We start from the raw sequence: 23,648 nt of genomic DNA on the forward strand, positions 1-23,648 counted from the left end.
TCGTCCGTCAGATCTGCACGCGCCACAACACAAGATCATTTCACAGGCGAGATCCACTTTCGCAACAGGCCCTAGTGCCCCTGAGCCGTGGCCGTTCGTTGGCCAACCAGGCGACAGAAGTTGGCAAGAGATCGAAAACAGAACCGAAGACGTCGCAATCATGGAAGCATGAATGAACCTGCTTCCCGGCCCGACGGAATCGACGCGCTGACCGATGTCTTCGACGCCGTCTACCGCGGCGAGAGCCCGTTCGGTAAGCGTCCGCCCTGGGACATCGGTAAGCCGCAGCCCGCCTTCGTCGCACTCGAAGAAGCGGGACTCATCAGTGGTGCGGTGCTCGATCCGGGCTGCGGTACCGGCGAGGACGCGCTCCATCTGGCTGGCAAGGGCTATGCGGTGACGGGGCTCGACCTGTCGCCGACGGCGATTTCCATCGCGCAGCGCAAGTCCAAGGAGCGTGGACTCGACGCCACCTTCGAGGTCGCCAGCGCCCTCGAACTCGCGGGCTACGACGGGCGTTTCGACACCGTGATCGACTGCGGCCTTGCGCACACGTTCGACGCCGACAAGCTACGGACCTACGCGGAAGCGCTGCACCGCGTCTGCCGCCCGGGGGCGGTCGTGCATGTGCTCGCGATCAGCGATCGCGGGGCCGAGGAGCTGCAGGCGCGGCTCGCCGAAGAGATCGAGCAGATACCGGCGAAACTTCCCGACAATGCCTCGGCGCCGCGCGGCCCGAAACACTCCGCCGACGGCTTGCGCAACGGCTTCGCCGACGGCTGGACAGTCGAGTCCATCACCGACACCCATATGCACTCGATACTCCCGTCCGCAACGGCACCCCTCGACCTGCCCGCCTGGCTCGGCCGATTCCGCCGCACCTGACCCAGGATCCACCGACCGGATTGTGAGTGGTGGTTGAGGAGGTAAACGGCGATGAAGGTGATGAATCATGAAGGTACGAGTAGGCAAATGGCTTCGGACCCTGGCATCCTCACCGGGCAACCGGGCGACCAGGCGACCGAACCTGCGGACCGGTAACCGGCTCAACTCGCCGCATTGGAGTACGGCCACCCGGGTCGCCTTCCGATTCAGCTCCGTCTACTCCGGGCTCTACTGCCTGACGACGCCCCAGATCTTCCTGGCTCTGCGGGGTGGCGGACTGGGGCATCTGCAGGAGGCGGCCGACTCGTGGGCGAAACTCTGGTCGATACGTCCAGTGCGGAACTGGGTGGCCGCTCACGTATTCGACAAGGAAGTGGGCGAGCGCTTCGACGGCGGCGACGACCTGTACGCGTGGGTGGGGCAGTTCTGCCGGCTGATGGGCGCCGCTGCGGTCACCCCGATCTGGTCCGTGCTGGACCGGCGCCGGACGAACTACGAGACGTTGGACGCGTCGTTCCGGTTGGTGGTTCGGATGTGTCTTGCGGGGCAGATGTTCTCCTACGGTGCCGTCAAGGCCATCCCGCTGCAGTTCCAACTGCCGCTGTCCAGGCTCATCGAGCCGTTCGGGAATTTCAGCCCGATGGGTGTGCTGTGGTCGCAGACGGGCTCCTCGGAGGCGTACCAAATCCTGCTGGGCTGCGCGGAAATCGCTGGCGGACTGCTGCTGATCCTGCCGAGGACGGCGACACTGGGTGCGCTGCTGTGCGCCGCGGAGCTGACTCAGGTGTTCATTCTGAACATGACCTTCGACGTCCCGGTGAAGATCCATTCGTTCCATCTGCTCTTGCTGAGTCTTGTGCTGCTGGCACCGGAGTCGGCGCGCCTCGCCAAAGTCTTCCTGTCGAATGGGACAGTCGACCCGTCGCCCCGGCCGGAACTGTTCCGCACGCGCCGCGCGAACCAGATTGCCGCGGCCGCGCAGGTCGGCGTGGGGTTGTGGCTGCTCCGTACGCAGCTCCACATCGACTGGGCGTTCTGGAAGAAACATGGCGGCGGACGGGAAAAGCCTGCACTGTATGGCATCTGGGACGTGGACGAATTCTCGATCGACGGTCAGCAACACCCACCGCTGACGACTGACAAACAACGATGGCAGCGGGTCGTTTTCGACTCCGGCGACGTCGTGACCATCCAGCGCATGGACGATTCGCTCGACGTCCATGCTGCGGCGATCGACATGGACGGCCATTCGATCACCCTGCTCAAGATGACCGACCCGGAGTGGAAGGCGACTTTGACGCTGCGGCGTCCCGCAGACGATCTACTGACCCTGGACGGCGAAGTCGACGGCTACCGGCTGCAGCTGCGACTGCACCGACTGAATCTCGACACGTTCCCTGTCGTCGGCCGCGGCTTCCACTGGGTGCAGAAAAACGCCTACATGCAGTAGCGGATTCGGGCGGGTCCCTGATCGGTGGCGATAGAGCCCGTTGCGTTGAGAGGCGCTCGGCTGGTTCGGACGGCGTCCCGGCACCCGCCTCTGTCGCCGGCCAGATCGTTCATGCGGCGGATCTCGCTGACATCGCCTGACGGAAGGTACCGACCCATGTCTTCGAACACCGACGCCGAAACCGTCATCGTAGGGGCCGGCCCTGCCGGGCTCACGGCGGCGCTCGCCCTGGCCAGGTACCGCCACCGAGTGGTCGTCGCGGACAGTCACCACGCACCGCGGAACAGCGCGTCGACAGGCGTCCACGGGCATGTCGGGATGGACGGCGTCTCTCCCGCCGAATTCCGGTCGCGCGCTTGGCAGGAACTCTCCCGGTACGGGACCGTAGAGCTTCTGGAAGCCGATGTCGAAAGCGTGCGCACCACGGGCAGTGACCGATTTCGTGTCGGTCTCGACAACGGCGACACCTTCGAGGCTTCGACCGTCCTGCTTGCCACGGGTGTCATCGATATCTGTCCGACACAAGTGGACGGGTTTTCGGACTGCTGGGGCCACACCGTGATCCACTGCCCGTTCTGCCTTGGCGACGAGAATGTCGACCGGCGCTGGGGCATTGTCGTCGACAGCGCGGAACTTGCCGCGCTGTCGGCTGTGGCATTCCGTGCGTGGAGCGCCGATGCGATCGCCATCTGCCGCGAGTCGATGCCTGGCGTCGACAGCGCTCGCACAGCTGCGCGCCGTGCGGGAGGTGACGTCATCGCGGGCACGATCCGCCGCCTGCATCACCGTCAAGGATCGCTGTACGCAGTCGAATTCGACGACGGCCGCATCCTGGAGCGGGATACGCTGGTGTGGACGCCGCAGCAGCGGCAACAACCTGTTGTCGCCCGAGCGATCGACGAGCTGAAATTGACTGTCGGCGACGGGGGCTTCGTAACCGTCGATGCCACTCAATGCACAAACGTCCCGGGCCTGTACGCAGCCGGAGACCTGACCAGCCGATGGAAGCAGTCGATCACTGCATCGGCTGCGACGGGTGCCACAGCCGCCGATGCCATCCACATGTCGGCGATTCTGGGCGCCGTCAACCTCTGAACCGGACTGTGGCTCTACCCCGCCGCTTCAGCGCCGGAACGTGGGTGACTCCACGCCGATGACGACTCACGTCGGGTTTTCGGTGCGTGGGGTCTCCGGGTCTGTGGCAGCGAAGGACCGCTGGACAGTCGAGCTTCTGTCACCTGAAACCGACAGCTCGACGTCCCGTTCTTCACGCCGGTCCTGCGGAACGCCTCAACTCGGTGGGCGCCCGGATGGAGATCTTCCGAGGCATCTGAGTGACGGGTGCCGCCGCGCCCTGAGCGGGTGCGGCGGCACGTGCACGTGTGGGATTCCTCAGGCGCTCTCCGGCTCCTTGGCCGCCTGCACGATGCCGGCCAGATCCGCGAGCGTGGCGGCCTGGAAGATCGTCCGCATCGGGATCACGACGCCGAACTCACTGCGGATTCGCCGGGCCAGCATGGTGGCCAGGACCGAATGACCTCCGAGGTCGAAGAAGTTGTCCTCGGGCCGCGCCTCCGGGACCCCGAGGATCCGCTGAACGAGGCCACACAGGTCCGTGTCACGGGTGGTCTCCGGTTCCGGCACGGGCGGGCGGGCGTCAGCCGCGCTGAGGGCCGCGCGGTCCACCTTGCCGTTGGGGGTGACGGGAAAGCGGTCGAGGACGACGACGGTGTACGGCACCATGTGCTCCGGCAACGACCTTGCCAGGTAAGACCGCAGCCCCGCGCCGGTGAGGTCCGCACCCGCCGACGCGGTCACGTAGGCCACGACCCGGGCCGTCGCGACATCACCCTCCACCACGGCACAGGCGAGGTCGACGGCGGGATGCTCGGCCAACCGGGTCTCGATCTCCCCCAGCTCGATGCGGAAGCCGCGGAGCTTCACCTGGTTGTCCACCCGGCCCGCGAAGAACAGCTCCCCGTCCGCACGGCGCCAGCCCAGGTCGCCCGAGCGGTACATCCGGCTGCCCGGTGGACCGGCGGGGTTGGCCACGAACCGCGCGGCGCTCAGTCCTGGCTGGTTCAGATACCCGCGCGCCAGGCCCGGCCCGGCGAGGTAGAGCTCGCCCTCGTCCTCGTGGCCGGCTGCTGCCAGCCGCTCGTCGAGGACCTGCACGCTGCTGCCCGGGAACGGTCGGCCGATGCCGATGTCGTCCGGTCCGGTGATCCTACCCATGGAGATGCCGACCGTGACCTCGGTGGGACCGTAGCCGTTAAACATCGACCTGCCCTCGGCCCAGGTCCGCACGAGGGAAGGGGAGACGGCGTCACCGGTGGACACGAGCGTCCCGCCGGGCAGTACGCCGTCCGCCTCGGTGACGCTGAGCGCCACCGGGGGCAGCGTGGCGTGCGTCACCTGGTTCTCGACCATCGTGTCCCGCAGCGGCCGGCCGGGCAACAGAGCCTCGGCCGACGCCATCACCAGGGCCGCACCGGACAGCAGGGCCAGCGAGATGTCCCAGAAGGCGGCGTCGAAGCTGATGGACGCCCACTGCAGAACGCGGTCACCCGGGCCCGCCCCGATCTGCTCGGCCTGGCTCGCCACCAGGCCGACGACGCCGCTGTGCGGCACCGCGACACCCTTGGGCCGGCCGGTCGACCCCGAGGTGTAGACGACGTACATCAGATGCTCGGGGCGCAGCTCGGCACGGCGCTCGCGGTCGGACACGTCGTGGTCGGGCTGCGCCTCGCAGTCCCCACGGAACCGGGGGTCGTCGAGGACCAGCTCCGGTACGCCCTGGCTCGGCAGCGCGAGTTCCGTGTGCTCCGACGCCCGGATCAGCAGCACCGGCTGCGCGTCGGCCACCATGTGCGCCAGCCGCTCCGCCGGATACGCGGGATCGAGCGTGAGGTAGGCGCCGCCCGCCTTCAGCACGGCAAGGAGCACCGTGATCAGATCGGCGGACTTGGGCACGGAGACGGCGACCACCGAGTCGGGCCCCACGCCACGGGAGATCAGGCTTCTGGCGAGCCGGTTGGCCGCGGAGTTCAGCTCGGCATAGCTGACGGCCTTGCCCTCGAACAGGACCGCGGTGTCGTCCCCCGCTCGGGCGGCGACCCTCTCGAAGAGATGTGGAACCGTGTGCTTCGCTTCGCCGCTTCCGGGTTCGTTCAGTAGTGGGCGTCCTTGCGCTATCCGGTGCTGGTCGGAGCCGGAATTCATGAGGCCTGGTCCTCCGTTTCTCCCGGGCGCGTGGATTCTCGCCGGTATGCCCAGGATGGGATCCCGTGTGGTCAAGGGTCTCCATCATGAGACAGAGAGCAGGCACGCACAACAACCGTATGCATCCTGAATGAGAGGTGAAAGATATGCCCTGTGGCCTGTTTTGCCGTGTTATCAATGGGCCATTAATGCCCGGCGCTCGGAGGCATGCATCGTCATGAACAACGCCCACTCCGGCTACTACGCCTATTGCGATTACTTGGCCCTCGGCCCGCTGCTCGACATTCAACGGCCGACCACGGAGCAGCCCAACGAGTTGCTCTTCATCGTCGTGCACCAGTCGCACGAGCTGTGGTTCAAGGAGTTGCTCCACGAGCTGGACTCCCTCCAGGTGCCCCTGCGCAAGGCAGACAGCGGCCCCGCCCTGCGGACGCTGCGGCGGGCTCGGGTGATCATCAAGTCGCTGACGGTGCAGATCAACGTCCTGGAGACCTTGACCTCCGAACAGTTCGATACGTTCCGGGCACAGCTGGGCGGAAGCGGCTTCTATTCGGCGCAGTTCCGTGAGATCGAGATCGTGCTCGGACGGCGTGACAAGACGGCGGCCGCCCTCTTTCCCGAGGGCAGCCCGGACCGGGCGCGCATCGAGGCGAGGGCCGCCGAGCCCCGCCTTTTCGATGCTTTCCTCGCCTACCTCTCGGCCCAGGGGTACTCACCCGACGACCTGCCCTCCGCATTGCGAGAGGTCCACGCCGACGACGGCGTGGAGGAACAGATCTGCCAGGCGCTGGTGGATCTCGACCAGGCCTTTCAGGAATGGAAGTACCGCCATGTCGTTCTCGTCCAGCGTGTCATCGGCGACAGGGTCGGTACGGGCGGCACGAGCGGCGCGGAGTTTCTGCGCCGAGCAATATTCACCCCTTCTTTCCCCGTTCTGTGGAACATGCGGAAAGCTGTGTGAGAGAAACCGGGGGGCGAGAACTGACAGGCCCGGGGATCCGTGTGTCAGCACGGTCCCTGGGCCTGTTCCATGGCGCGGGCGAGGGCCCGGGCGGCTCAGGGCCGGCCGGCCGGGGAGGCGGCCGGTGCCGCCGGCCCGCCGGCGAGCGCGCGCAGGGCCTTCTTGTCCACCTTGCCCATCGCGGTGCGCGGCAACTGGGCGACCGGGACCAGCCGGTCAGGGATCTTGAACGTGGCCAGGCCGCACCCGCGGAGGAACTCCTTGATCGCGGACGTCCGGACATCCGCCTCGGTCACGACGACGAATGCGTACGTCCGCTCGCCGAGTACGGTGTCCGCCACGCCGACCACGGCCGCGTCCTGGACTGCCGGATGGGTGCGCAGCTGCCGCTCCACCTCTTCCGCCGACACCTTTTCCCCCGCGCGGTTGATGATCTCCTTGATCCTTCCGACGATCTCGATGTTGCCGTCCGGGCCGCGCCGGACGAGATCGCCCGTCCGGAAGAATCCGTCCGGCGTGAACGCACGGTCGTTCTCCTCGGGAGCCCGGTAGTACCCGCGAATGGTGTACGGACCCCGCGCCAGCATCTCCCCGGGCTCTCCCTCGGGCACGGGATTCCCGGACTCGTCGACGACCAGGACCTCGTCGTACGGCGACATGGGCCGTCCGTCCGTGTCCACGGCCACGTCGTCCGGATCGTCGAGCCTGGTGTGGGTGAGCAGGCCCTCGCTGATGCCGTACCACCGCTGAATCCGGCACCCGAGGGCCCGACGCGCCCGACTCGCGAGTGCCGGGTCGAGCGGGGCGCTGCCGACCTGAATGAGCAGTCGGGACAGTTCACCGGGCTCCCGTCCGGAGTCGGCCCACAACCGCAGTACGGCGGGCACCAGCGTGGTCACGGTGACGCCCTCGCGAAGGATCAGCGGGAACACCTCGTCGGGCCGCACGCTCGACGTCAGGACGGCCTTGCCGCCCAGCAGGAGACTCCCGAGCACACCCGGACAGGCGAGCGCCGCCTGGTGCGCGACCGGATTGACGGCGAGGTAGGCCACCTCCGGGCCGACGCCCATGGCCTCCGCCGTGGCCCGCATGACGTAGACGTAGTCGTCATGGGTCCGGGGAATCAGCTTCGGCAGTCCGGTGGTGCCCCCGGACAGCAGGAACAGCGCCGGATCGGACGGGTCCACGCGGGGCATGGCGACGCCCCCGCGGACCAGTGACTCCAATGAGGTGAACTCCTGGGCGTCGCCGCTGACAAGCACGTGCGGCACCGAGGGGATCTCCCGCGCCAGCCGGCGGTAGTCGAATCCGCCGAACTCGTCCTTCACCACGTAGGCCACCGCACCGGAGTGGGCGCACAGATGGGCTATCTCGTTCTTGCGGTGCCCGGGCAGCGCGAGCACCGGGATGGCTCCGGCCCGCAGCAGGGCGAAGACCAGGATAACGAACTCGGGGATGTTGGGCAGGTGTACGACCACCCGGTCGAGGGGCCTGATCCCCAGTTCGATCAGGCCGCCCGCCAGCCGGTCGGCCCGTTGGGACAGCTCCGCGTAGGTCATCCGGCGCCCGTCGCAGACCACGGCCACGCGGTCGGCATGCCGCCGGCAGGACTCGTGCAGCAGGTCACCGATCGGCCGGCCGATCCAGATTCCGGTCCGGCGGTAGTCCGCCGCGAGGTGGTCGGGCCAGGGCACGAAACCGTCGAGCATAAGGGTGTTCCCTTTCTAGGCGGATCGCGGATGGAAGACGACGGGGAGCGAGCTGTAGCCGTAGAGGAAGTTGGAGTAGATGCGCTCCGGCACCCCGTCGAGCTCGATCTCCTCCACGGACATGACGAGGGACCGCAGCAGCGCGCGCAGCTCGGCCCGGCCCAGGGCGGCACCGACGCAGAAGTGCGGACCGTGGCCGAAGGTGAGGTGCTTGTTGGGACGGCGGGACAGGTCGAGGGTCCGCGGGTCGGCGAAGACCGTCTCGTCGTTGTTCGCCGAGGTGGTCCAGAACGTGACGATGTCACCGGCGCGGAGCTGCTGTCCGCCGAGGGAGAAGTCGCACAGCGCCGTGCGCCCGAAGTGCATGCTCGGTGTCGACCACCGCAGCAGCTCCTCCACCGCGGTGTCCAGGTCGATCGTTCCCTCGCGCAGCCCACGCCACTGGTCGGGGTACCGGGTGAAGGCGAGGACCGTACTGATCGCGGTCATCCGCGACGACTCGTCCCCGCCCAGGACCAGGCTGTAGCAGTTGAGGGCGACCTCTTCCGGGGTGAGCGGGCGCCCGTCGACCTCGGCGCCGGCGATCATGCTGATCACGTCGTCCCCCGGGTTCGACCGGCGCTCGAACGCGAGCTCCATCAGATAGAGCACGATCTCGTTGCGCGCCTCGACCGCGTCGAGTTCGGCGCCCTCCGGATCCTCGGACGCCAAGGCCGCCTTGCTCCACAGGAGCAGTTGCTTGCGGTCCCGGCCGGGGATGGACAGCAGGTCGCAGATGGTGTTCATCGGGATGTGCTCGGCGACCTCCGAGGCGAAGTCGAACGAGCCGAGCTCGGTGACCTGACCCACGAGGTCCGCCGCGCGCTCCTCGACCCTCTTCGCCACCGCGCCCAGCACCCGGGGGGAGAAGGCGCGGAGCATCAGGTTGCGCAGATGCTGGTGCCTGGGCCGGTCGGTGACGGCGAGCATCTTCCCGCCCGCCGAGTCGCCGCCGCGCAGCAGGACGTCGAGGACGTTGCCGCGGGCGGAGCTCAGCTGTTTCCAGTTGCCGTGGCAGGAGAGAACATCGTCGTACCCCGCCACGACCCAGAATCCGGGCTGCCCCCCTGGGGACGGGTGCCAGTACACGGGGCTCTCCCCGCGTACCCGGTGCCAGAATTCGTACGGGTCGTTCCTGACGAAGGTCGCCGGGTCTGTGAGATCGAGCGACGGAGTCATCCGGGATCCCCCTTTCCCTAGCATCGTCGTGGCCCAGCCACGCGGCGCCGCCGGTGTCTTGCTGAAATCTTTCGCGATGATCCCGGGACTCGGCGTGGCTCGGAAACCATGGGCCGGGCGAGGCAACGGCCGACGGGAGGGGAGCAGAATGAGCCGGATACGGGAACGGGGCTGGGTGCGGTCTCTGACCGCCGTCGAACATCCCGACCTTCGTGTGGTGTGCTTCCCGCATTCCGGGGGTTCGGCGACGGCCTTCGGCGCGTGGGCCACCGCCATGCCGCCCGGCGTGGAGCTGTTGGCCGTCCAGTACCCCGGCCGCGGTGACAGGTTCGGGGAGCCGTGCATGGACGATCTGCCCGCGATGGCAGGCCAGGCCGCGGCGGAACTGCTGCGGCTCCCCCCGGCCGACTGCGTGCTCTTCGGGCACAGCCTGGGCGCGCTGGTGGCCTACGAGACCGCCCTGGTCCTGCGGGACGCGGGCAAGGAGCCGCGCAGGCTCTGCGCGTCCGCCACGTCCGCGCCCGGTCTGTGCGGCGGCGGACGCCTTCACCTGGCACCCGACGACGAGTTCTGGGCGACGCTGTGCGAGCTGGGCGGCATCGAACCCGGTATCGCCGAGCACGCCGAGCTGCGCGAACTCCTGCTGCCGACGCTGCGCTCGGACCTGACGGCCCATGAGAACTACCGCCCCGACCCCGGGGCCCGGCCGCTGTCCTGCCCGGTGAGCTGTTACCACGGTGAGGGCGACCCACTGGTGGACGAGCCGCGGCTGAAGGCGTGGGCGGGTGTCACGTCCGGTGACTTCACCCTGCGCGTGCGGCCGGGAGGGCACTTCCATGTGACCACCGACGCCGCGGAACTCGTCGCGGACGTCGTGCGCCGATGAAGGGGGTGCCGCTGTGAACAGGATCACCGTGATTCCCGGTGACGGCATCGGCCCGGAAGTCGTCGAACCGGCGCTGGACATTCTTGAGGCGCTCGCCCTCGGTGTGCAGGCGGACGTCCTCGACCACGTGAACGCGGAAACGTACCTGCGGACCGGGGACGCCCTGACCGAGGCCGATCTCGAACGGATCCGGAGCAGCCGGGCGACACTGCTCGGCGCGGTCGGGGACCCCCGGCTGAGCGACACCGGCTACGTACGGAGCGTCCTGTCCACCCTGCGCGTCGAGCTCGACCTCTACGCCAACTACCGGCCCGCGCGGCTGTGGCACGACAGACTCAGCCCGCTGCGCGACAAGACCCGGCGCGCGATCGACTGTGTGATCGTCCGGGAGAACACCGAAGGGCTCTACAGCGGTGTGGGGGGCAGCACCCGCACGGGGTCCCCGCAGGAGATCGCCGTCGACGTGGACCTCAGCACCTATCACGGGGTGTCGCGCATCATGGATTTCGCCTTCTCCGTGGCACGACGGTCGGTGTGCCTGGTGGACAAGGCCAACGCCGTCCGCAACGGCGGGCAGTTGTGGCAGCGCTGCTGGCAGGAGGCTGTCGAACGGCACCCGGGGTTCGAGACGTCCCATCGCTACGTGGACACCGCCGCGATGAACCTGGCGACCGACCCGACCGCCTTCGACGTCATCGTCACGAACAATTCCTACGGCGACATCCTGAGCGATCTCACCGCCGCCCTCGCAGGCGGCATCGGCGTGGCGGCGTCGGCCAATCTCAACGCCACCACCCGACAGGGTCTTTTCGAGCCGGTGCACGGCAGTGCGCCCGACATCGCGGGGACCGGAGTCGCCAATCCCCTCGGTGCCATTCTCTCCGCGGCCCTGCTGATCGAGCACCTGGGCCATACCGGCGAGGCCGAGGCCGTCCGCCGGGCGGTCGGGGCCACCGTCGAGGCCGGGAGAGTCACCCGCGACCTCGGCGGGTCCCTGAGTACGAAGGAGGCGGGCGCCGCGGTCCTGGCGGAACTTCGACAGCCCTGCGGAACGAGTGCCAGACGAGGGAACAGCCATGCACATGCAGGGGAATGACGGGTCTCGCGCCGACGGGGATCCTGAGATCGTCATCGTCGGGGCCGGCCTGGTGGGCGCGGTCGCGGCCATGTATCTCGCCCCCCGGTCCGGTCCGGTCACGATGCTGGAGAAGCGGGCGGACCCGCGGCGTGGTGCCGGCCGGAGCGGACGGTCCATCACGGTGATGCTGTCCGCGCGCGGCTGGCGCGTCCTGTCGGACCTGGGACTCGAGCAGGCGGTGCGGGAGATCAGCGTCCCCCTGCACGGACGCTGCGCGCACCTGCCCGACGGCAGTTCCCACGTCACCCCGTACAGCCGGGACGGGCAGCCGATCTGGTCGGTGGAGCGTGAGCGGCTGCATCACCTCCTGCTGGACGCCGCCGAGGCGACTCCCGGCGTACGCATACGCTTCGAGCAGCAGGTGCACGCCGTGGACCTGGAGGAGCCGGCTGTGCTCGTGGAGGACCAGGGCGGTCGGCACCGGCTGGCGTGCCGCCGCGTCCTCGGCTGCGACGGCGCCCATTCCACGGCCCGTGACGCCCTGGTCGCCCGCAACGTGCGGGCTCAGGTGCGGAATCTGGAGCTGGCCTATCAGGAGATCCAGGTGCCGGGCGGCTGGCTCGACCGCAGGACCATGCACTACTGGCCGACCGGTGACGCGCTGTTCGCCGCGTTCCCCATGCCGTCCGGAGAGTTCGCCGGCTCCCTGTTCATGCGCCTCGACGGGCCGACGCCCTCCTTCGCCACGGTGGCCGGTGGCCAGGACCTGTCGGAGGTGTTCGCCGCCCGCTTCCCCGAACCGACGGCCGTCATCCCGGACCTGGCCGAACAGCTCGCCACCAAGTCCGTCTCCACCATCTCGCTCGTCAACTGCGACCGATGGGTCTGGCGGGACACGTTCGCGCTGCTCGGGGACTCGTGCCACGCGATGGCCCCGTTCATGGGGCACGGCATGAACTGCGGCTTCGAGGACGCCCGTACGCTCGTCGACTGCCTCGACCAGGCCGAGGACTGGACGGCGGCGCTGGCCGCCTACGAGAAGTCACGGATCGAGGACGCCAGCGCGATCTCGTACCTCTCTTACCAGCACTACTACACCATGGCCAACCCGCCGCAGGACGACACCTCCCACGCCGAGGGACTCCTGCGCAGGCGTCTCGGCGACCTCTTCCCCGATCGGTTCGTGCCCCTGTACGAGCAATGCGCCTTCACCGAGGAGAGCTACGCCTCGGTGCTGAGGAACGATCAGAACCTCGACCGCCTCGTGGAGAGCCTGCTCCGCCGGTACGGCACGGAGCTCGTCTCGGCGTCCGACAGCCGGCTTCGCGCCTGCATGCCCGTCGACACCGACACCGTCACCCTGGAGGACTCCGGATGTTCGTGATCCTGTTCAAGTCGCGCCTCTCCGAGCAGGCAGGCGAGGACTACTACGCCATGGAGGATGTGATGCGGGAGCGGGTCCGCGCCATCGCCGGCGACGACCTGGTGGAGGTCAAGCACTACACGGGAGAGGACGGTGAGCGCCTCGCGGTCGTCATGTGGCGCAACGCCGAAACCCTGGACAAGTGGCGGGCCGACCCCGAGCACCAGGTGGCGCAGGAGCTGGGCCGGGAACGGTGGTACTCCTCCTACGAGTTGCAGGTGGCCGAGGTGATCCGCAGCTCCAGTCATCTCGCCACCGAGGCGACGCCGTCGGACGCGTCGCAGTAGGACGCCCGCGCAGACCACGCGAGGACACCCGGCCGATCCGGTCCGGTCGATCCGGTCGCGCACGCGGCGCAGCGCCTGAGCGAGGTCGCTCAGGCGCTGCGCCGCGTGGGGGCCTGGTCTCAGGCGCCGACGTAGTCCGCAAGGTGCTCGCCGGTGAGGGTGGAGCGGGCGGCGACGAGGTCGGCGGGGGTGCCCTCGAAAACGACCTTGCCGCCGTCGTGACCGGCGCCGGGGCCGAGGTCGATGATCCAGTCGGCGTGCGCCATGACCGCCTGGTGGTGCTCGACGACGATGACCGACTTGCCGGAGTCCACGAGCCGGTCGAGCAGGCCGAGCAACTGCTCGACGTCGGCGAGGTGCAGGCCGCTGGTTGGCTCGTCGAGGATGTAGACGCTGCCCGTCCCGGCCATGTTGGTGGCCAGCTTGAGGCGTTGCCGCTCGCCGCCGGACAGGGTGGTGAGCGGCTGGCCGAGGCTGAGGTAGCCGAGTCCCACGTCGGCGAGCCGGCCGAGGACGGCGTGCGCGGCCACGGGGTATCCCCTGCTCGAAGAGCTTGGGGAAGTGCGCGCCTCACCGCTGCGGAAGAACTCCTCGGCCTCGATCACCGACATCGCGAACACCTCGCTGATGTCACGGCCACCGAGGCGGTACTCCAGCACCGACGCCTGGAACCGCTTCCCCTCGCACTCCTCGCAGGGGGTGGCGACGCCGGCCATGATCGCCAGGTCGGTGTAGATGACGCCGGCGCCCTTGCAGGTGGGGCAGGCGCCCTCGGAGTTGGCGCTGAACAGCGCCGGCTTCACACCGTTGGCCTTCGCGAACGCCTTGCGGATCGGGTCGAGCAGTCCGGTGTAGGTCGCCGGGTTGCTGCGCCGGGAACCCTTGATGGGTCCCTGGTCCACCGTCACCACGCCATCCCACCCGGCCACTGAACCGTGGATCAGTGAACTCTTGCCGGAGCCGGCGACCCCGGTGACCACGGTGAGCACGCCCAGCGGGATGTCTACGTCGACGTCGCGCAGGTTGTGGGTGTCCGCGCCGCGCACCTCCAGCACGTCGGACGGCTTGCGCACCGACGGCTTCACCGAGGCCCGGTCGTCCAGGTGCCGTCCGGTGAGCGTGCCGCCGGCCCGCAGCCCCTCGACCGTGCCCTCGAAGACCACCTCGCCGCCGGCCGCACCGGCCATCGGCCCGAGGTCGACCACGTGGTCGGCGATCACGATCGTCTCCGGCTTGTGCTCCACCACCAGAACGGTGTTGCCCTTGTCCCGCAGCCGCAGCAGCAGGTCGTTCATGCGCTGGATGTCGTGCGGATGCAGGCCGATGGTGGGCTCGTCGAAGACATAGGTGACGTCGGTGAGCGCGGAACCGAGGTGGCGAATCATCTTGGTGCGCTGCGCCTCACCGCCCGAGAGCGTGCCCGACGACCGGTCGAGCGAGAGATAGCCCAGCCCGATCTCGACGAACGAGTCGAGGGTCTCGCCAAGCACCGTCAGCAGCGTCACGACCGACGGCTCGTCGAGAGCGCGGATCCATGCGGCCAGGTCGCTGATCTGCATCGCGCAGGCGTCGGCGATGCTGATCCCCTTGATCTTCGAGGACCGGGCGGTTTCGCTGAGCCGGGTGCCGTGGCACGCGGGACAGACGGAGAACGTCACTGCCCGGTCCACGAAAGCACGGATGTGCGGCTGCAACGTCTCCTTGTCCTTGGACAGGAACGACTTCTGGACCCGCGCGAGCAGGCCCTCGTAGGTGGTGTTGATCCCCTTCACCTTGACCTTGACCGGGTCCCGGTGCAGGAAGTCGTGCAGCTCTTCGCCGGTGTAGTCGCGGATCGGCTTGTGCGGGTCGAGGAAACCGGACTCGGTGAACGACTGCACCACCCAGCCGTCCGCCTTCCAGCCCGGAATGGTGATCGCGCCGTCGGCGAGCGACTTGGAGTCGTCGTAGAGCTGGGTGGGATCGATGTCGGAGACGGTGCCCATGCCCTCGCAGCGCAGACACATGCCGCCGACGACGCTGAAGCCCTTCTCTATCTTCTTCCCGTTCACCACCAGGGTGCCCGTCGCCTCGGCCGAGGCGACGTTGAAGGCGAACGCCTTTTGCGAGCCGATGTACGGCTTGGCGAGCCGGCTGAACAGGATGCGCAGCAACGCGCCCGCGTCGGTGGCGGTGCCGACCGTGGAGCGGGGACTGGTGCCCATCGGCTGCTGGTCGACGATGATCGCGGTCGTCAGCCCGTCGAGGACGTCGACCTCGGGGCGCGCCAGCGTCGGCATGAAGCCCTGAATGAAGGCGCTGTAGGTCTCGTTGATCAGCCGCTGCGACTCCGCGGCGATCGTGTCGAACACCAGCGAGCTCTTGCCCGAGCCGGAGACACCGGTGAACACCGTCAGCCGGCGCTTGGGGATCTCGACATGGACGTTCTTGAGGTTGTTCTCGCGTGCGCCGTGCACGCGGATCAGATCGTGGCTGTCGGCAGCGTGCAGCGCGGGCGACTGCGGGTCCGTCCCCGTCGCGATGCTCATCGGGTCTCCATCCTTTAGACGTGGCGGGCTTTCGCCATCCGGCGTCGGCGTGGCCCGGTTCGAGCTAACCAGCCGCACGCCGTCCGTCCGGCCATGTTTCGATCTCTGGCTCATTCTGTTTCAATCTCTGGCCAACATCTTTCACGCTGGTTGATCACCCCCAGAGCCGCGACGACCATCGAGCACGACGAGTGGCCGTTGACCTGGTTACCACGTTTGCTGGGGGGAAGTCTGGATGGGTTGTACCGGCGTTACGTCTGCGCAGGAGGCCATGTGGCTCGCGCAGGAGCTTGCTCCGGACATACCGAACAATGTGGCGACCTTGTGGGACGTCGAAGGTGACCTGGACGTCTTCCTGCTGACTGCGGCACTGGGGACAGCCGTGGCCGAGGCCGAGACGCTGACGGTGAACTTCCGCCGGGGCGAGGACGGGCTGCGGCTGGTTGCCCGGAAGCCTGAAGCGTGGGAGCCGTTCCACATCGACGTGAGCGACGCCGATGACCCCGCCGATGCGGCACGCGCCATCGTGGCCGAGCTCGTGCGCCGGCCGTTCGACCTGGGCGAGGACGCGCTCTTCCGGATCGGCTCGATCCGGCTGAGCGGCACCCGCCACCTCGTGGTTCTCGTCTTCCACCACATCCTCACCGACGCGTTCGGTGTCCTCACGCTGCTGTCCCAGCGGATCGCGGCCATCTACCGTGCGCTGCACTCGGGTTCCGCCGTACCTGAGGGTCCCGCGAACTCACCGGGCGACGCGTCGGAGAAGGACGCCGCGTACCGGGCATCCGAACGGTTCGCCGACGCCCAGCGGTTCTGGCGGGACTACGTCGCCGACGAGCCGACCGCCGCGCGGCTTCCCACCGGTGTCCGTCCGGCCGCCGACGGCCCCGCCACCGAGGCCGGGTACTGGGACGGACTCACCGAGCAGCAGGGGATGACCACCCGCACCGCGACGATCCCGGCCGCCGAACTAGCCGCCTGGGGGCGCACCGCCGAAGCGGTGGAGACCGGCGTGCCGGACCTGATCGCCTCGGCGGCCACCGCGTTCCTGCGACACATGTGCGGTCTGCCCAGGCCGCTGCTGACCATCACCGTCAACCACCGCATCGGTGCCCTGCGGCGATCGCTCGGCCTGCTCTCGAACCGTCTGCCGCTCCTGGTTGAGGTGCCGCCCGCGGCCGACTTCGTGGAACTGGCCGAGGCGCTCGGCCAGGAACGGCGACGCGTGCTGCGGCACGCCCGACACGATATCTCCCTGATCAAACGGGAAACAGGCCATGCCGGCGATGCGCGCAGCCCGTTCGGCGCCGTCGTCAACGTGATTCCCTTCGTCGAGGAGCTCGACCTCGCGGGCGGCGTGGCGCGCTTCGCCGGCGGCACCTTCGGCGTGGTCGACGAGATCATGGTCTGCGTCTACACCGACGGCGGGGCCGACAGCGACCTGTTCGTCCGCTTCGACGCCCCGCGGTCGGTGTACGACGACCAGGACATCGCCGGACTCGCCGACAGGTTCGTGACGTTCGTACGAACGGCCCTGGCCGACCCGCGCGCCCCGGTCGGGGACGTCTGCGTACTCAGCGCCGCGGAACACCACACGCTGCTCACCGAGTACGCCGGACCGACGGTCACCCCGCCGGCTGCGACATTGACGGAACTGCTCGACCGGCAGGCCGACTCCACCCCGGACGCGATCGCGGTGACCTTCGAGGACACCTGTCTGACGTACCGGGAGCTGGCCGACCGGTCCGGTCGGCTGGCCCGCATGCTGATCCAGGAAGGAGTGGGGCCCGAACGATTCGTCGCGGTCGCGATTCCCCGCTCCCTGGAGCTGGTCGTCGCACTGGTCGCGGTACTCAAGGCGGGCGCCGCCTACGTGCCCGTCGACCCGGACTATCCCGCCGCCCGAGTGGAGTTCATGCTCGCCGACGCGAGGCCGGCGCTGCTCCTGACGGTCAAGGGCACCGCGGACCGACTGCCCCGGACGGACATCGCCCGGATCACGGTCGACGAGGCCCCGCTGACCGACGGGCCCGCCGTGGTCGCCCCGCACTCCGTCGAGCATCCGGCGTACATGATCTACACGTCGGGATCGACCGGACGGCCCAAGGGCACCGTCATCACCCACGCCGCTATAGTCAACCGGCTGCTGTGGATGCAGGACCGCTACGGGCTGGACGGCTCCGACCGGGTCCTGCAGAAGACCTCGGCCTCCTTCGACGTCTCGGTCTGGGAGATCTTCTGGCCGCTGATCACCGGCGCCACCCTCGTGATGGCGCGGCCGGACGGGCACCGCGACCCGGCCTACCTCGCCGAGCTGATCCAGCGGGCCGGGGTCACGACGCTGCACTTCGTCCCGTCGATGCTCGCCGAGTTCGTCAACGACGAGGCGGCGGGCGCCTGCACCGGCCTGCGCCGCGTCATCTGCAGCGGCGAGGCGCTGCCCGCCGAACTCGCCGCGCGGTTCCACGAGGTGCTCGGCGTGCCCCTGCACAACCTGTACGGGCCGACCGAGGCGGCGGTGGACGTCACCGCGTGGCAGTACCGGCCAGGGGCGAGCACCATACCGATCGGCACACCGATCTGGAACACCGCGCTGTACGTGCTCGACAGTCGGCTTCGGCTGGTCCCGCCCGGAGTGTTCGGCGACCTGTACATCGCGGGCGCCGGACTCGCCCGGGGCTACCACGACCGCTCGGCCCAGACCGCGGAACGCTTCGTCGCCTGCCCGTTCGGCCCGGCCGGGCGGCGCATGTACCGGACGGGCGACCTGGCGCGCTGGAACGCCGACGGCGAGCTGGAGTTCGCGGGACGCGCCGATCACCAGGCGAAGATCCGTGGCTTCCGGGTCGAGCCCCAGGAGATCGAGGCGACGCTGGCCGCGCACCCCGGGGTGGTCCAGGCAGCGGTCATCGCCCGGCCCGGCCGCGGCGCCGACGGGGCCGTACAACTCGTCGCCTACGTCGTGCCGTCGACCTCCGGCAGCATCGGCAAGGCCGGCGCGGACTGGGACCTCCACGCCGGGCTGGACATCGCCGAGCTGCGGGGCTTCGTCGCGGCCCGGCTGCCCGCCCACCTGGTACCCGCCTCCTTCGTCGCGCTGGACCGGCTGCCGCTGACCGCGAACGGCAAGCTGGACCGGGCCGTGCTGCCCGAGCCGGAGTTCGCCGGCCGGGCCCACCGGCCGCCCCGGACCGGCGAAGAGCGCATCCTGGCTACCGCGTTCGCCGAGGTGCTCGGGTTGAGCCGGATCGGGGTGGACGACGACTTCTTCACGCTCGGCGGCGACAGCATCCGGGCGATACAGGTGGTGGCCCGCGCCCGCACCGGCGGCCTCGCGCTCAGCCCGCGCACCGTGTTCGAGTGCCGCACCGTCGCCGCGCTGGCCGCGGCCGCGACCCGCGACACCGCACCGTCGGCACTCGCCGAACTCGACGGCGGTGGCGTCGGCCTGTTGCCGCTGCCGCCGATGGCACGACTCCACGTCGAGCGCGGCCCCGGACTGGACCGGCTCGCCCAGTGGCTGGTGCTGGAACTGCCGTCCGACATCGACCTCGACGGCCTCACCGCGACGGTGCGCGCCGTCCTCGACCGGCACGACGTGCTGCGCTCACGACTGACGGACGACGGCCTGCTGGTGCACCCGCCCGGCTCGCTCGACGCCGCCGAGCTCGTCAAGCGGGTCGGCTGCCCGGGAGACTGGAACGGCGAGTCGTGGCAGACGCTGCTGCGCGCCGAGGCGGCCGAGGCGGTACGCCACATCGAAGCCTCGGCCGGCCGCATGCTCCGGCTGGTCTGGTTCGAGCCGGCGACAGGCGGCCCCGGCAGGCTGCTGATCGCGGCGCACCATCTGGTCGTCGACGGAATGTCGTGGCGGGTGCTGCTCCCCGACCTGGCCGAGGCATGGCGGCAGCTCCGGACCGGCGAGGCGCCGGCGCTGCCCGAGGTGGGGACGTCCCTGCGCCGGTGGCTGCGCGCCCTGGCCGACGAGGCGACACGGCCCGAGCGGGCGGCGGAGGTGTCGCTGTGGCGCGACATGCTCGCCGCCCCCGTCGCCGCGATCGGGTCCCGGCCGCTCGATCCGAGGCGGGACCTCACCGCGACGACCGAGACCGTGCGCATACAGCTCCCGGCCGACCTCACCGACGCCGTGCTGACCTCGGTGCCGGCGGCGTACCGCGGCGGCGCCGACGACGTGCTGCTCACGGCCCTCGTCCTGGCGCTGGCCCGGCAGCGGCGGGGCATGACCGACGGCGCCACGGTCGTACGCCTGGAAGGGCACGGCCGGCAGGACGAACTCGTCCCGGGCGCGGACCTGTCCCGCACGGCCGGCTGGTTCACCACCGTCCACCCCGTCCGGTTCGACATCTCCGGAATCGACGTCGACGAGGCGATCGCCGGGGGAGCGGCCGCCGGCGACGCCTTCAAGCGCGTGAAGGAGCAGCGCCGTGAACTGCCCGACCAGGGCATCGGCTACACCCTGCTGCGCTACCTCAACGACGAGACCGCGGCGGTGCTGCGCCGGTACTCGGCGGACGAGATCGGATTCAACTTCCTGGGCCGCTTCTCCTTCACGGGCCATGAGCCGAGGCACGGTGCCGGATGGACACCGGCGCCGGAATGCGCCGAGCTCGTCGCGGCCCCCGACCCCGACATGCCGGCGTCCTGCGCACTGGAGCTCAACTCCCTGGTGACCGACACCGGGGACGGCGCGCGGCTCACCGCCCTGTTCACCTTCGCCACCGGCGTGCTGACCGCCGACGAGGTCCGCGACCTGGCCGACACCTGGGGCGCCGCCCTGCGCGGCCTGCACACCCTGGTGACGACCGGCGCGAGGGGACTGACCCCGTCCGACGTGACGCTGGTGAACGTCGGTCAGGCCGAACTGGACGCCTGGCAGCGGCGTTTCGGGCAGGTGGGCGACGTGTGGCCGCTCACACCGCTGCAGGCCGGCCTGCTGTTCCACACGATGGTCGCGGACACGGCCTCCGAGGCCTACCAGACGCAGTTCGTGTTCCGGCTCAGCGGCCCGGTGGACGTGGCGCGCCTGCGTGCCGCGGGCCAGGCGCTGCTCGACCGGCACCCGAACCTTAGGGTGGCGTCCCTGTCGAGCGCCACCGGTGAGCCCGTGCAGATCGTGGTGGACGATCTCCCGCTGCCCTGGCGGCACGTGGATCTCACCGGCGAGCCCGAGGCCGAGGCGCGGCTCGAAGAGGTCCTCGCCGAGGAGCGGGACGCCCGCTTCCGTCCCGACAGCCCACCACTGCTCCGGCTCACCCTCGTCACGCTGGGACCGGAACGGGCCGAACTCGCCCTCACCGCCCATCACGTGCTGCTCGACGGCTGGTCAGTGCCGCTGATCGAGCGGGAACTGATGGACCTGTACGCGACGGGCGGCCACGACGCCGACCCGCCGCGCCCCCACGGCTACCGGGACTTCCTGCGGTGGCTGTCACGGCAGGATGCGGCACAGTCGGCACAGGCGTGGGCCGCGGAGCTGGCCGGCGTGGTGGAGCCGACCCTCCTGGCGCCCACGGCACGCTCGGCCGGCAGCGGCAGCGGGCAGGTTGACGCGGCGCTGACCGGCGAGGACGCCACCAGGCTGGCGAGGCGGGCCGCCGAGTGGGGCGTCACCCCCAACACCCTGGTACAGGGCGCGTGGGCCGTCGTGCTCGCCGAGCTGACCGGCCGCGAGGACGTGCTGTTCGGCGCCACGGTCGCCGGCCGGCCGTCCGAACTGCCGGGTGTGGACACGATGATCGGCCTGTTCATCAACACGGTGCCGGTGCGTGTGCGGTGCACGCCGACCGACGGCCTCCCGCAATTGCTGGGGCGGCTGCAGGACGCCCAGGCGAGGCTGCTGGACCATCACCACCTCGGGCTCGCCGACGTCCAGCGGTCGACCGGGCTGAGCGCTCTGTTCGACACGCTCGTGGTGTTCGAGTCGTTCCCCGTCGATCGCGCCGGCCTCTCGGCGGCGAGCGCGTCGGCGAACCTGGCGGTGACCGGCATCCGCCCGTACGCCCCACCGCACTACCCGCTGACCGTGATCGCGACGGCCGATCCGCTGCTGCGGATCTCCTTCCAGTACCGGCGAGACGCCTTCGAGCAAGCCGCGGTGGAGGTGATCGCCGATCGGCTGATCCGGGTGCTGCGGCAGTTCGCCGCCGACCCGGAGACCACCGTCGGTGCGATCGACGTGCTGTCCGACGTGGAGCGGGAGCGGGTGCTGCACGGCTGGAACGACACTGCGGCCGCGCTGCCCGAACGGACCGTTCCCGAGCTGTTCGCCGAGCAGGCGGCGGCGACGCCGGACGTGGTTGCCGTCGAGTTCGACGGTCGCCGGCTGACCTACCGGGAGCTGAACGAGCGGGCCAACCGACTGGCGCACTGGCTGATCGGGCAGGGCGTGCGGCCGGAGTCGCGGGTGGTGGTGCTGCTGCCTCGCTCCCTCGACCTGGTCGTGGCGTTGCTGGCGGTGTGGAAGACCGGTGGTGCCTATGTGCCGGTGGACCCGGACTATCCGTCCGCCCGGGTGCGGGCCGTCGTCGAGGACAGCTCACCGGTGCTGATGCTGGACCCGCGGCGACTGGCCGAGGTGGACCTGTCCGCCCACCCCGCCCACGACCCTCGGACCGCGGTCGCCTTCGACCACGCCGCCTACACCATCTACACCTCCGGCTCCACCGGAAAGCCCAAGGGCGTGGTCATCCAGCACGGGTCCCTGCTCAGCCTGCTGACAGGCATGCAGGATCGGTTCTCCTTGTCGCCGGACGACCGGCTGCTGGCAGTCGCCACCGTCGCGTTCGACATCGCCGCGCTGGAACTGTTCCTGCCCCTGCTGGCCGGCGCCCGGGTGGTGCTGGCCGGCAAGGACGACATCACCCAGCCCTCGGCGCTGCTCGACCTCGTCGAACAGGCCGGCGTCACCGTCATGCAGGCCACCCCCGCGCTCTGGCAGACGCTGGCCACCCATGTCCCGGCCTGTCTGACCGGGCTGCGAGTGATCACCAGCGGTGAGGTCCTGCCCATGTCGCTGGCCGACACCCTGTGCAAACACGCCGCCGAGGTCACCAACCTCTACGGCCCCACCGAAGCCACCATCTACGCCACCGCCGCCCACCTCGTGCCCGGCACCGCCGGCATGCCTCCCTCCATCGGTGGTCCCGTCGCCAACACCCGGATCCTCATCCTCGACCGCACGCTGCACCCCGTGCCTCCCGGTGTGACCGGTGATCTCTGGATCGCCGGGCACGGCCTGGCCCGCGGCTATCACGGCCAGCCGGGGTTGACCGCCGAGCGGTTCGTGGCCGATCCGTTCGGTCCGGCGGGCGCGCGGATGTACCGCAGCGGAGATCTCGCCCGCTGGACCGACACGGGTGAGGTGGAGTACCTCGGGCGCAGCGATCACCAGATCAAGTTGCGGGGGTTCCGCATCGAACCCGCCGAGATCGAGCACACCCTGACCCGTCATCCGGCCATCCGCCGCGTCACCGTCATCGCCCGCGAAGACCAGCCCGGCGATCGGCGACTGGTGGCGTATGTGGTGCCGGAGACCGAGGGCGAGATGCCGTCGGTGGAGCAGCTGCGGGAGTTCATGGGGGAGCGGCTACCGGCGTACATGATTCCGGCGGCGTTCGTGGTGCTCGCGGAATTGCCGTTGACGCCGAACGGGAAGCTGGATCGTTTCGCGTTGCCGCAGCCGGAGCTCGGCGGAGACGAGTACCGGGCTCCCCGGTCGCCTCAGGAGGCGACGCTGTGCCGGCTGTTCGCCGAGGTTCTGGGAGCGGATCAAGTCGGTATCGACGACGACTTCTTCGCCCTGGGCGGGCATTCTCTGCTGGCCACCCGACTGGTGGCGCGGGTACGGTCGGAATTGGGCGTGGAGATCCCGATCCGGACCCTGTTCACCGCCCCCACCGTCGCCGAGCTGACCAGCCGCTGGAATGAGATGTCGGCCTCTTCTAGAAAGCCGCTGCGCAGAATGAGCGAAAGGTAGAAACA

General features: G+C 69.5%; 13 protein-coding genes. 9 read left to right on the plus strand and 4 right to left on the minus strand.

Features of this window, described 5'->3' with window-relative positions; genetic code table 11:
* Nucleotides 1–168 precede the first annotated feature (168 nt).
* The 3 genes from NLX86_RS19435 to NLX86_RS19445 all read left to right on the plus strand — a co-directional run bounded on the left by NLX86_RS19435 (nt 169) and on the right by NLX86_RS19445 (nt 3,430).
* The gene (locus NLX86_RS19435) at nt 169–885 is read left to right on the plus strand and encodes a class I SAM-dependent methyltransferase (protein WP_254372999.1); all 717 of its coding nucleotides are present in this window, start codon (nt 169–171) and stop codon (nt 883–885) included.
* A 67-nt stretch (nt 886–952) separates the two neighbouring features.
* Nucleotides 953–2,335 (plus strand): DoxX family protein, encoded by a 1,383-nt coding sequence (locus tag NLX86_RS19440; RefSeq protein ID WP_254373000.1) that lies wholly within the window; start codon nt 953–955, stop codon nt 2,333–2,335.
* A 156-nt stretch (nt 2,336–2,491) separates the two neighbouring features.
* The gene (locus NLX86_RS19445) at nt 2,492–3,430 is read left to right on the plus strand and encodes an FAD-dependent oxidoreductase (RefSeq protein ID WP_254373001.1); all 939 of its coding nucleotides are present in this window, start codon (nt 2,492–2,494) and stop codon (nt 3,428–3,430) included.
* Between the two features lie 297 nt (nt 3,431–3,727).
* On the opposite strand, the gene NLX86_RS19450 is transcribed toward NLX86_RS19445, so the two are convergent.
* Nucleotides 3,728–5,557, minus strand: a complete 1,830-nt coding sequence (locus NLX86_RS19450) for a non-ribosomal peptide synthetase (protein WP_254373002.1) — start codon at nt 5,555–5,557, stop codon at nt 3,728–3,730.
* 217 nt (nt 5,558–5,774) lie between these two features.
* On the opposite strand from NLX86_RS19450, the gene NLX86_RS19455 reads away from it, so the two are divergent.
* The gene (locus NLX86_RS19455) at nt 5,775–6,518 is read left to right on the plus strand and encodes a tryptophan 2,3-dioxygenase (RefSeq protein WP_254373003.1); all 744 of its coding nucleotides are present in this window, start codon (nt 5,775–5,777) and stop codon (nt 6,516–6,518) included.
* 95 nt (nt 6,519–6,613) lie between these two features.
* On the opposite strand, the gene NLX86_RS19460 is transcribed toward NLX86_RS19455, so the two are convergent.
* Together NLX86_RS19460 and NLX86_RS19465 are read right to left on the minus strand one after the other, a co-directional pair.
* A complete protein-coding gene (locus NLX86_RS19460; protein ID WP_254373004.1) occupies nt 6,614–8,227 on the minus strand; it encodes a (2,3-dihydroxybenzoyl)adenylate synthase in 1,614 nt (537 codons plus the stop codon).
* A 15-nt stretch (nt 8,228–8,242) separates the two neighbouring features.
* The gene (locus tag NLX86_RS19465; protein WP_254373005.1) at nt 8,243–9,445 is read right to left on the minus strand and encodes a cytochrome P450; all 1,203 of its coding nucleotides are present in this window, start codon (nt 9,443–9,445) and stop codon (nt 8,243–8,245) included.
* Between the two features lie 148 nt (nt 9,446–9,593).
* Between NLX86_RS19465 and NLX86_RS19470 the strand changes: the two genes are divergently transcribed.
* From NLX86_RS19470 to NLX86_RS19485, 4 genes are read left to right on the plus strand one after another with little or no spacing between them, the layout of a single operon-like run.
* Nucleotides 9,594–10,331: a thioesterase II family protein gene (locus NLX86_RS19470; protein WP_254373006.1), complete on the plus strand. Its 738-nt coding sequence runs from the start codon at nt 9,594–9,596 to the stop codon at nt 10,329–10,331.
* Nucleotides 10,332–10,344: 13 nt separating this feature from the next.
* A complete protein-coding gene (locus NLX86_RS19475; RefSeq protein ID WP_254373007.1) occupies nt 10,345–11,427 on the plus strand; it encodes an isocitrate/isopropylmalate dehydrogenase family protein in 1,083 nt (360 codons plus the stop codon).
* Nucleotides 11,408–12,793, plus strand: a complete 1,386-nt coding sequence (locus tag NLX86_RS19480; protein ID WP_254373008.1) for an NAD(P)/FAD-dependent oxidoreductase — start codon at nt 11,408–11,410, stop codon at nt 12,791–12,793. Before NLX86_RS19475 ends, NLX86_RS19480 begins: the two co-directional genes overlap by 20 nt.
* On the plus strand, nt 12,784–13,119 hold the full coding sequence (locus NLX86_RS19485; RefSeq protein ID WP_254373009.1) for an antibiotic biosynthesis monooxygenase: 336 nt from the start codon (nt 12,784–12,786) through the stop codon (nt 13,117–13,119). Before NLX86_RS19480 ends, NLX86_RS19485 begins: the two co-directional genes overlap by 10 nt.
* Nucleotides 13,120–13,238: 119 nt before the next feature.
* Here the strand turns inward: NLX86_RS19485 and NLX86_RS19490 are convergent, their stop codons facing one another.
* Entirely contained in the window at nt 13,239–15,647 is a 2,409-nt protein-coding gene (locus NLX86_RS19490; RefSeq protein WP_254373010.1) for an excinuclease ABC subunit UvrA, read from the minus strand.
* A gap of 235 nt (nt 15,648–15,882) precedes the next feature.
* Here NLX86_RS19490 and NLX86_RS19495 point away from each other — a divergent pair, with 235 nt between their 5' ends.
* Nucleotides 15,883–23,643 carry a non-ribosomal peptide synthetase gene (locus tag NLX86_RS19495; protein ID WP_302061521.1) on the plus strand — a complete coding sequence of 2,587 codons (7,761 nt, stop codon included), beginning with the start codon at nt 15,883–15,885 and terminating at the stop codon, nt 23,641–23,643.
* Nucleotides 23,644–23,648: the final 5 nt, after the last annotated feature.

The sequence above is a fragment of the Streptomyces sp. A3M-1-3 genome (genome assembly GCF_024213665.1).
Lineage (GTDB): Bacteria > Actinomycetota > Actinomycetes > Streptomycetales > Streptomycetaceae > Streptomyces.

Excerpts from the sequence above, each read along its gene's own strand:
- NLX86_RS19435 (WP_254372999.1), top strand. The coding sequence starts at position 169 with ATGAATGAACCTGCTTCCCGGCCCGACGGAATCGACGCGCTGACCGAT.
- NLX86_RS19440 (WP_254373000.1), top strand. The coding sequence starts at position 953 with ATGAAGGTACGAGTAGGCAAATGGCTTCGGACCCTGGCATCCTCACCG.
- NLX86_RS19445 (WP_254373001.1), top strand. The coding sequence starts at position 2,492 with ATGTCTTCGAACACCGACGCCGAAACCGTCATCGTAGGGGCCGGCCCT.
- NLX86_RS19450 (WP_254373002.1), bottom strand. The coding sequence starts at position 5,557 with ATGAATTCCGGCTCCGACCAGCACCGGATAGCGCAAGGACGCCCACTA.
- NLX86_RS19455 (WP_254373003.1), top strand. The coding sequence starts at position 5,775 with ATGAACAACGCCCACTCCGGCTACTACGCCTATTGCGATTACTTGGCC.
- NLX86_RS19460 (WP_254373004.1), bottom strand. The coding sequence starts at position 8,227 with ATGCTCGACGGTTTCGTGCCCTGGCCCGACCACCTCGCGGCGGACTAC.
- NLX86_RS19465 (WP_254373005.1), bottom strand. The coding sequence starts at position 9,445 with ATGACTCCGTCGCTCGATCTCACAGACCCGGCGACCTTCGTCAGGAAC.
- NLX86_RS19470 (WP_254373006.1), top strand. The coding sequence starts at position 9,594 with ATGAGCCGGATACGGGAACGGGGCTGGGTGCGGTCTCTGACCGCCGTC.
- NLX86_RS19480 (WP_254373008.1), top strand. The coding sequence starts at position 11,408 with ATGCACATGCAGGGGAATGACGGGTCTCGCGCCGACGGGGATCCTGAG.
- NLX86_RS19485 (WP_254373009.1), top strand. The coding sequence starts at position 12,784 with ATGTTCGTGATCCTGTTCAAGTCGCGCCTCTCCGAGCAGGCAGGCGAG.
- NLX86_RS19490 (WP_254373010.1), bottom strand. The coding sequence starts at position 15,647 with ATGAGCATCGCGACGGGGACGGACCCGCAGTCGCCCGCGCTGCACGCT.
- NLX86_RS19495 (WP_302061521.1), top strand. The coding sequence starts at position 15,883 with ATGGGTTGTACCGGCGTTACGTCTGCGCAGGAGGCCATGTGGCTCGCG.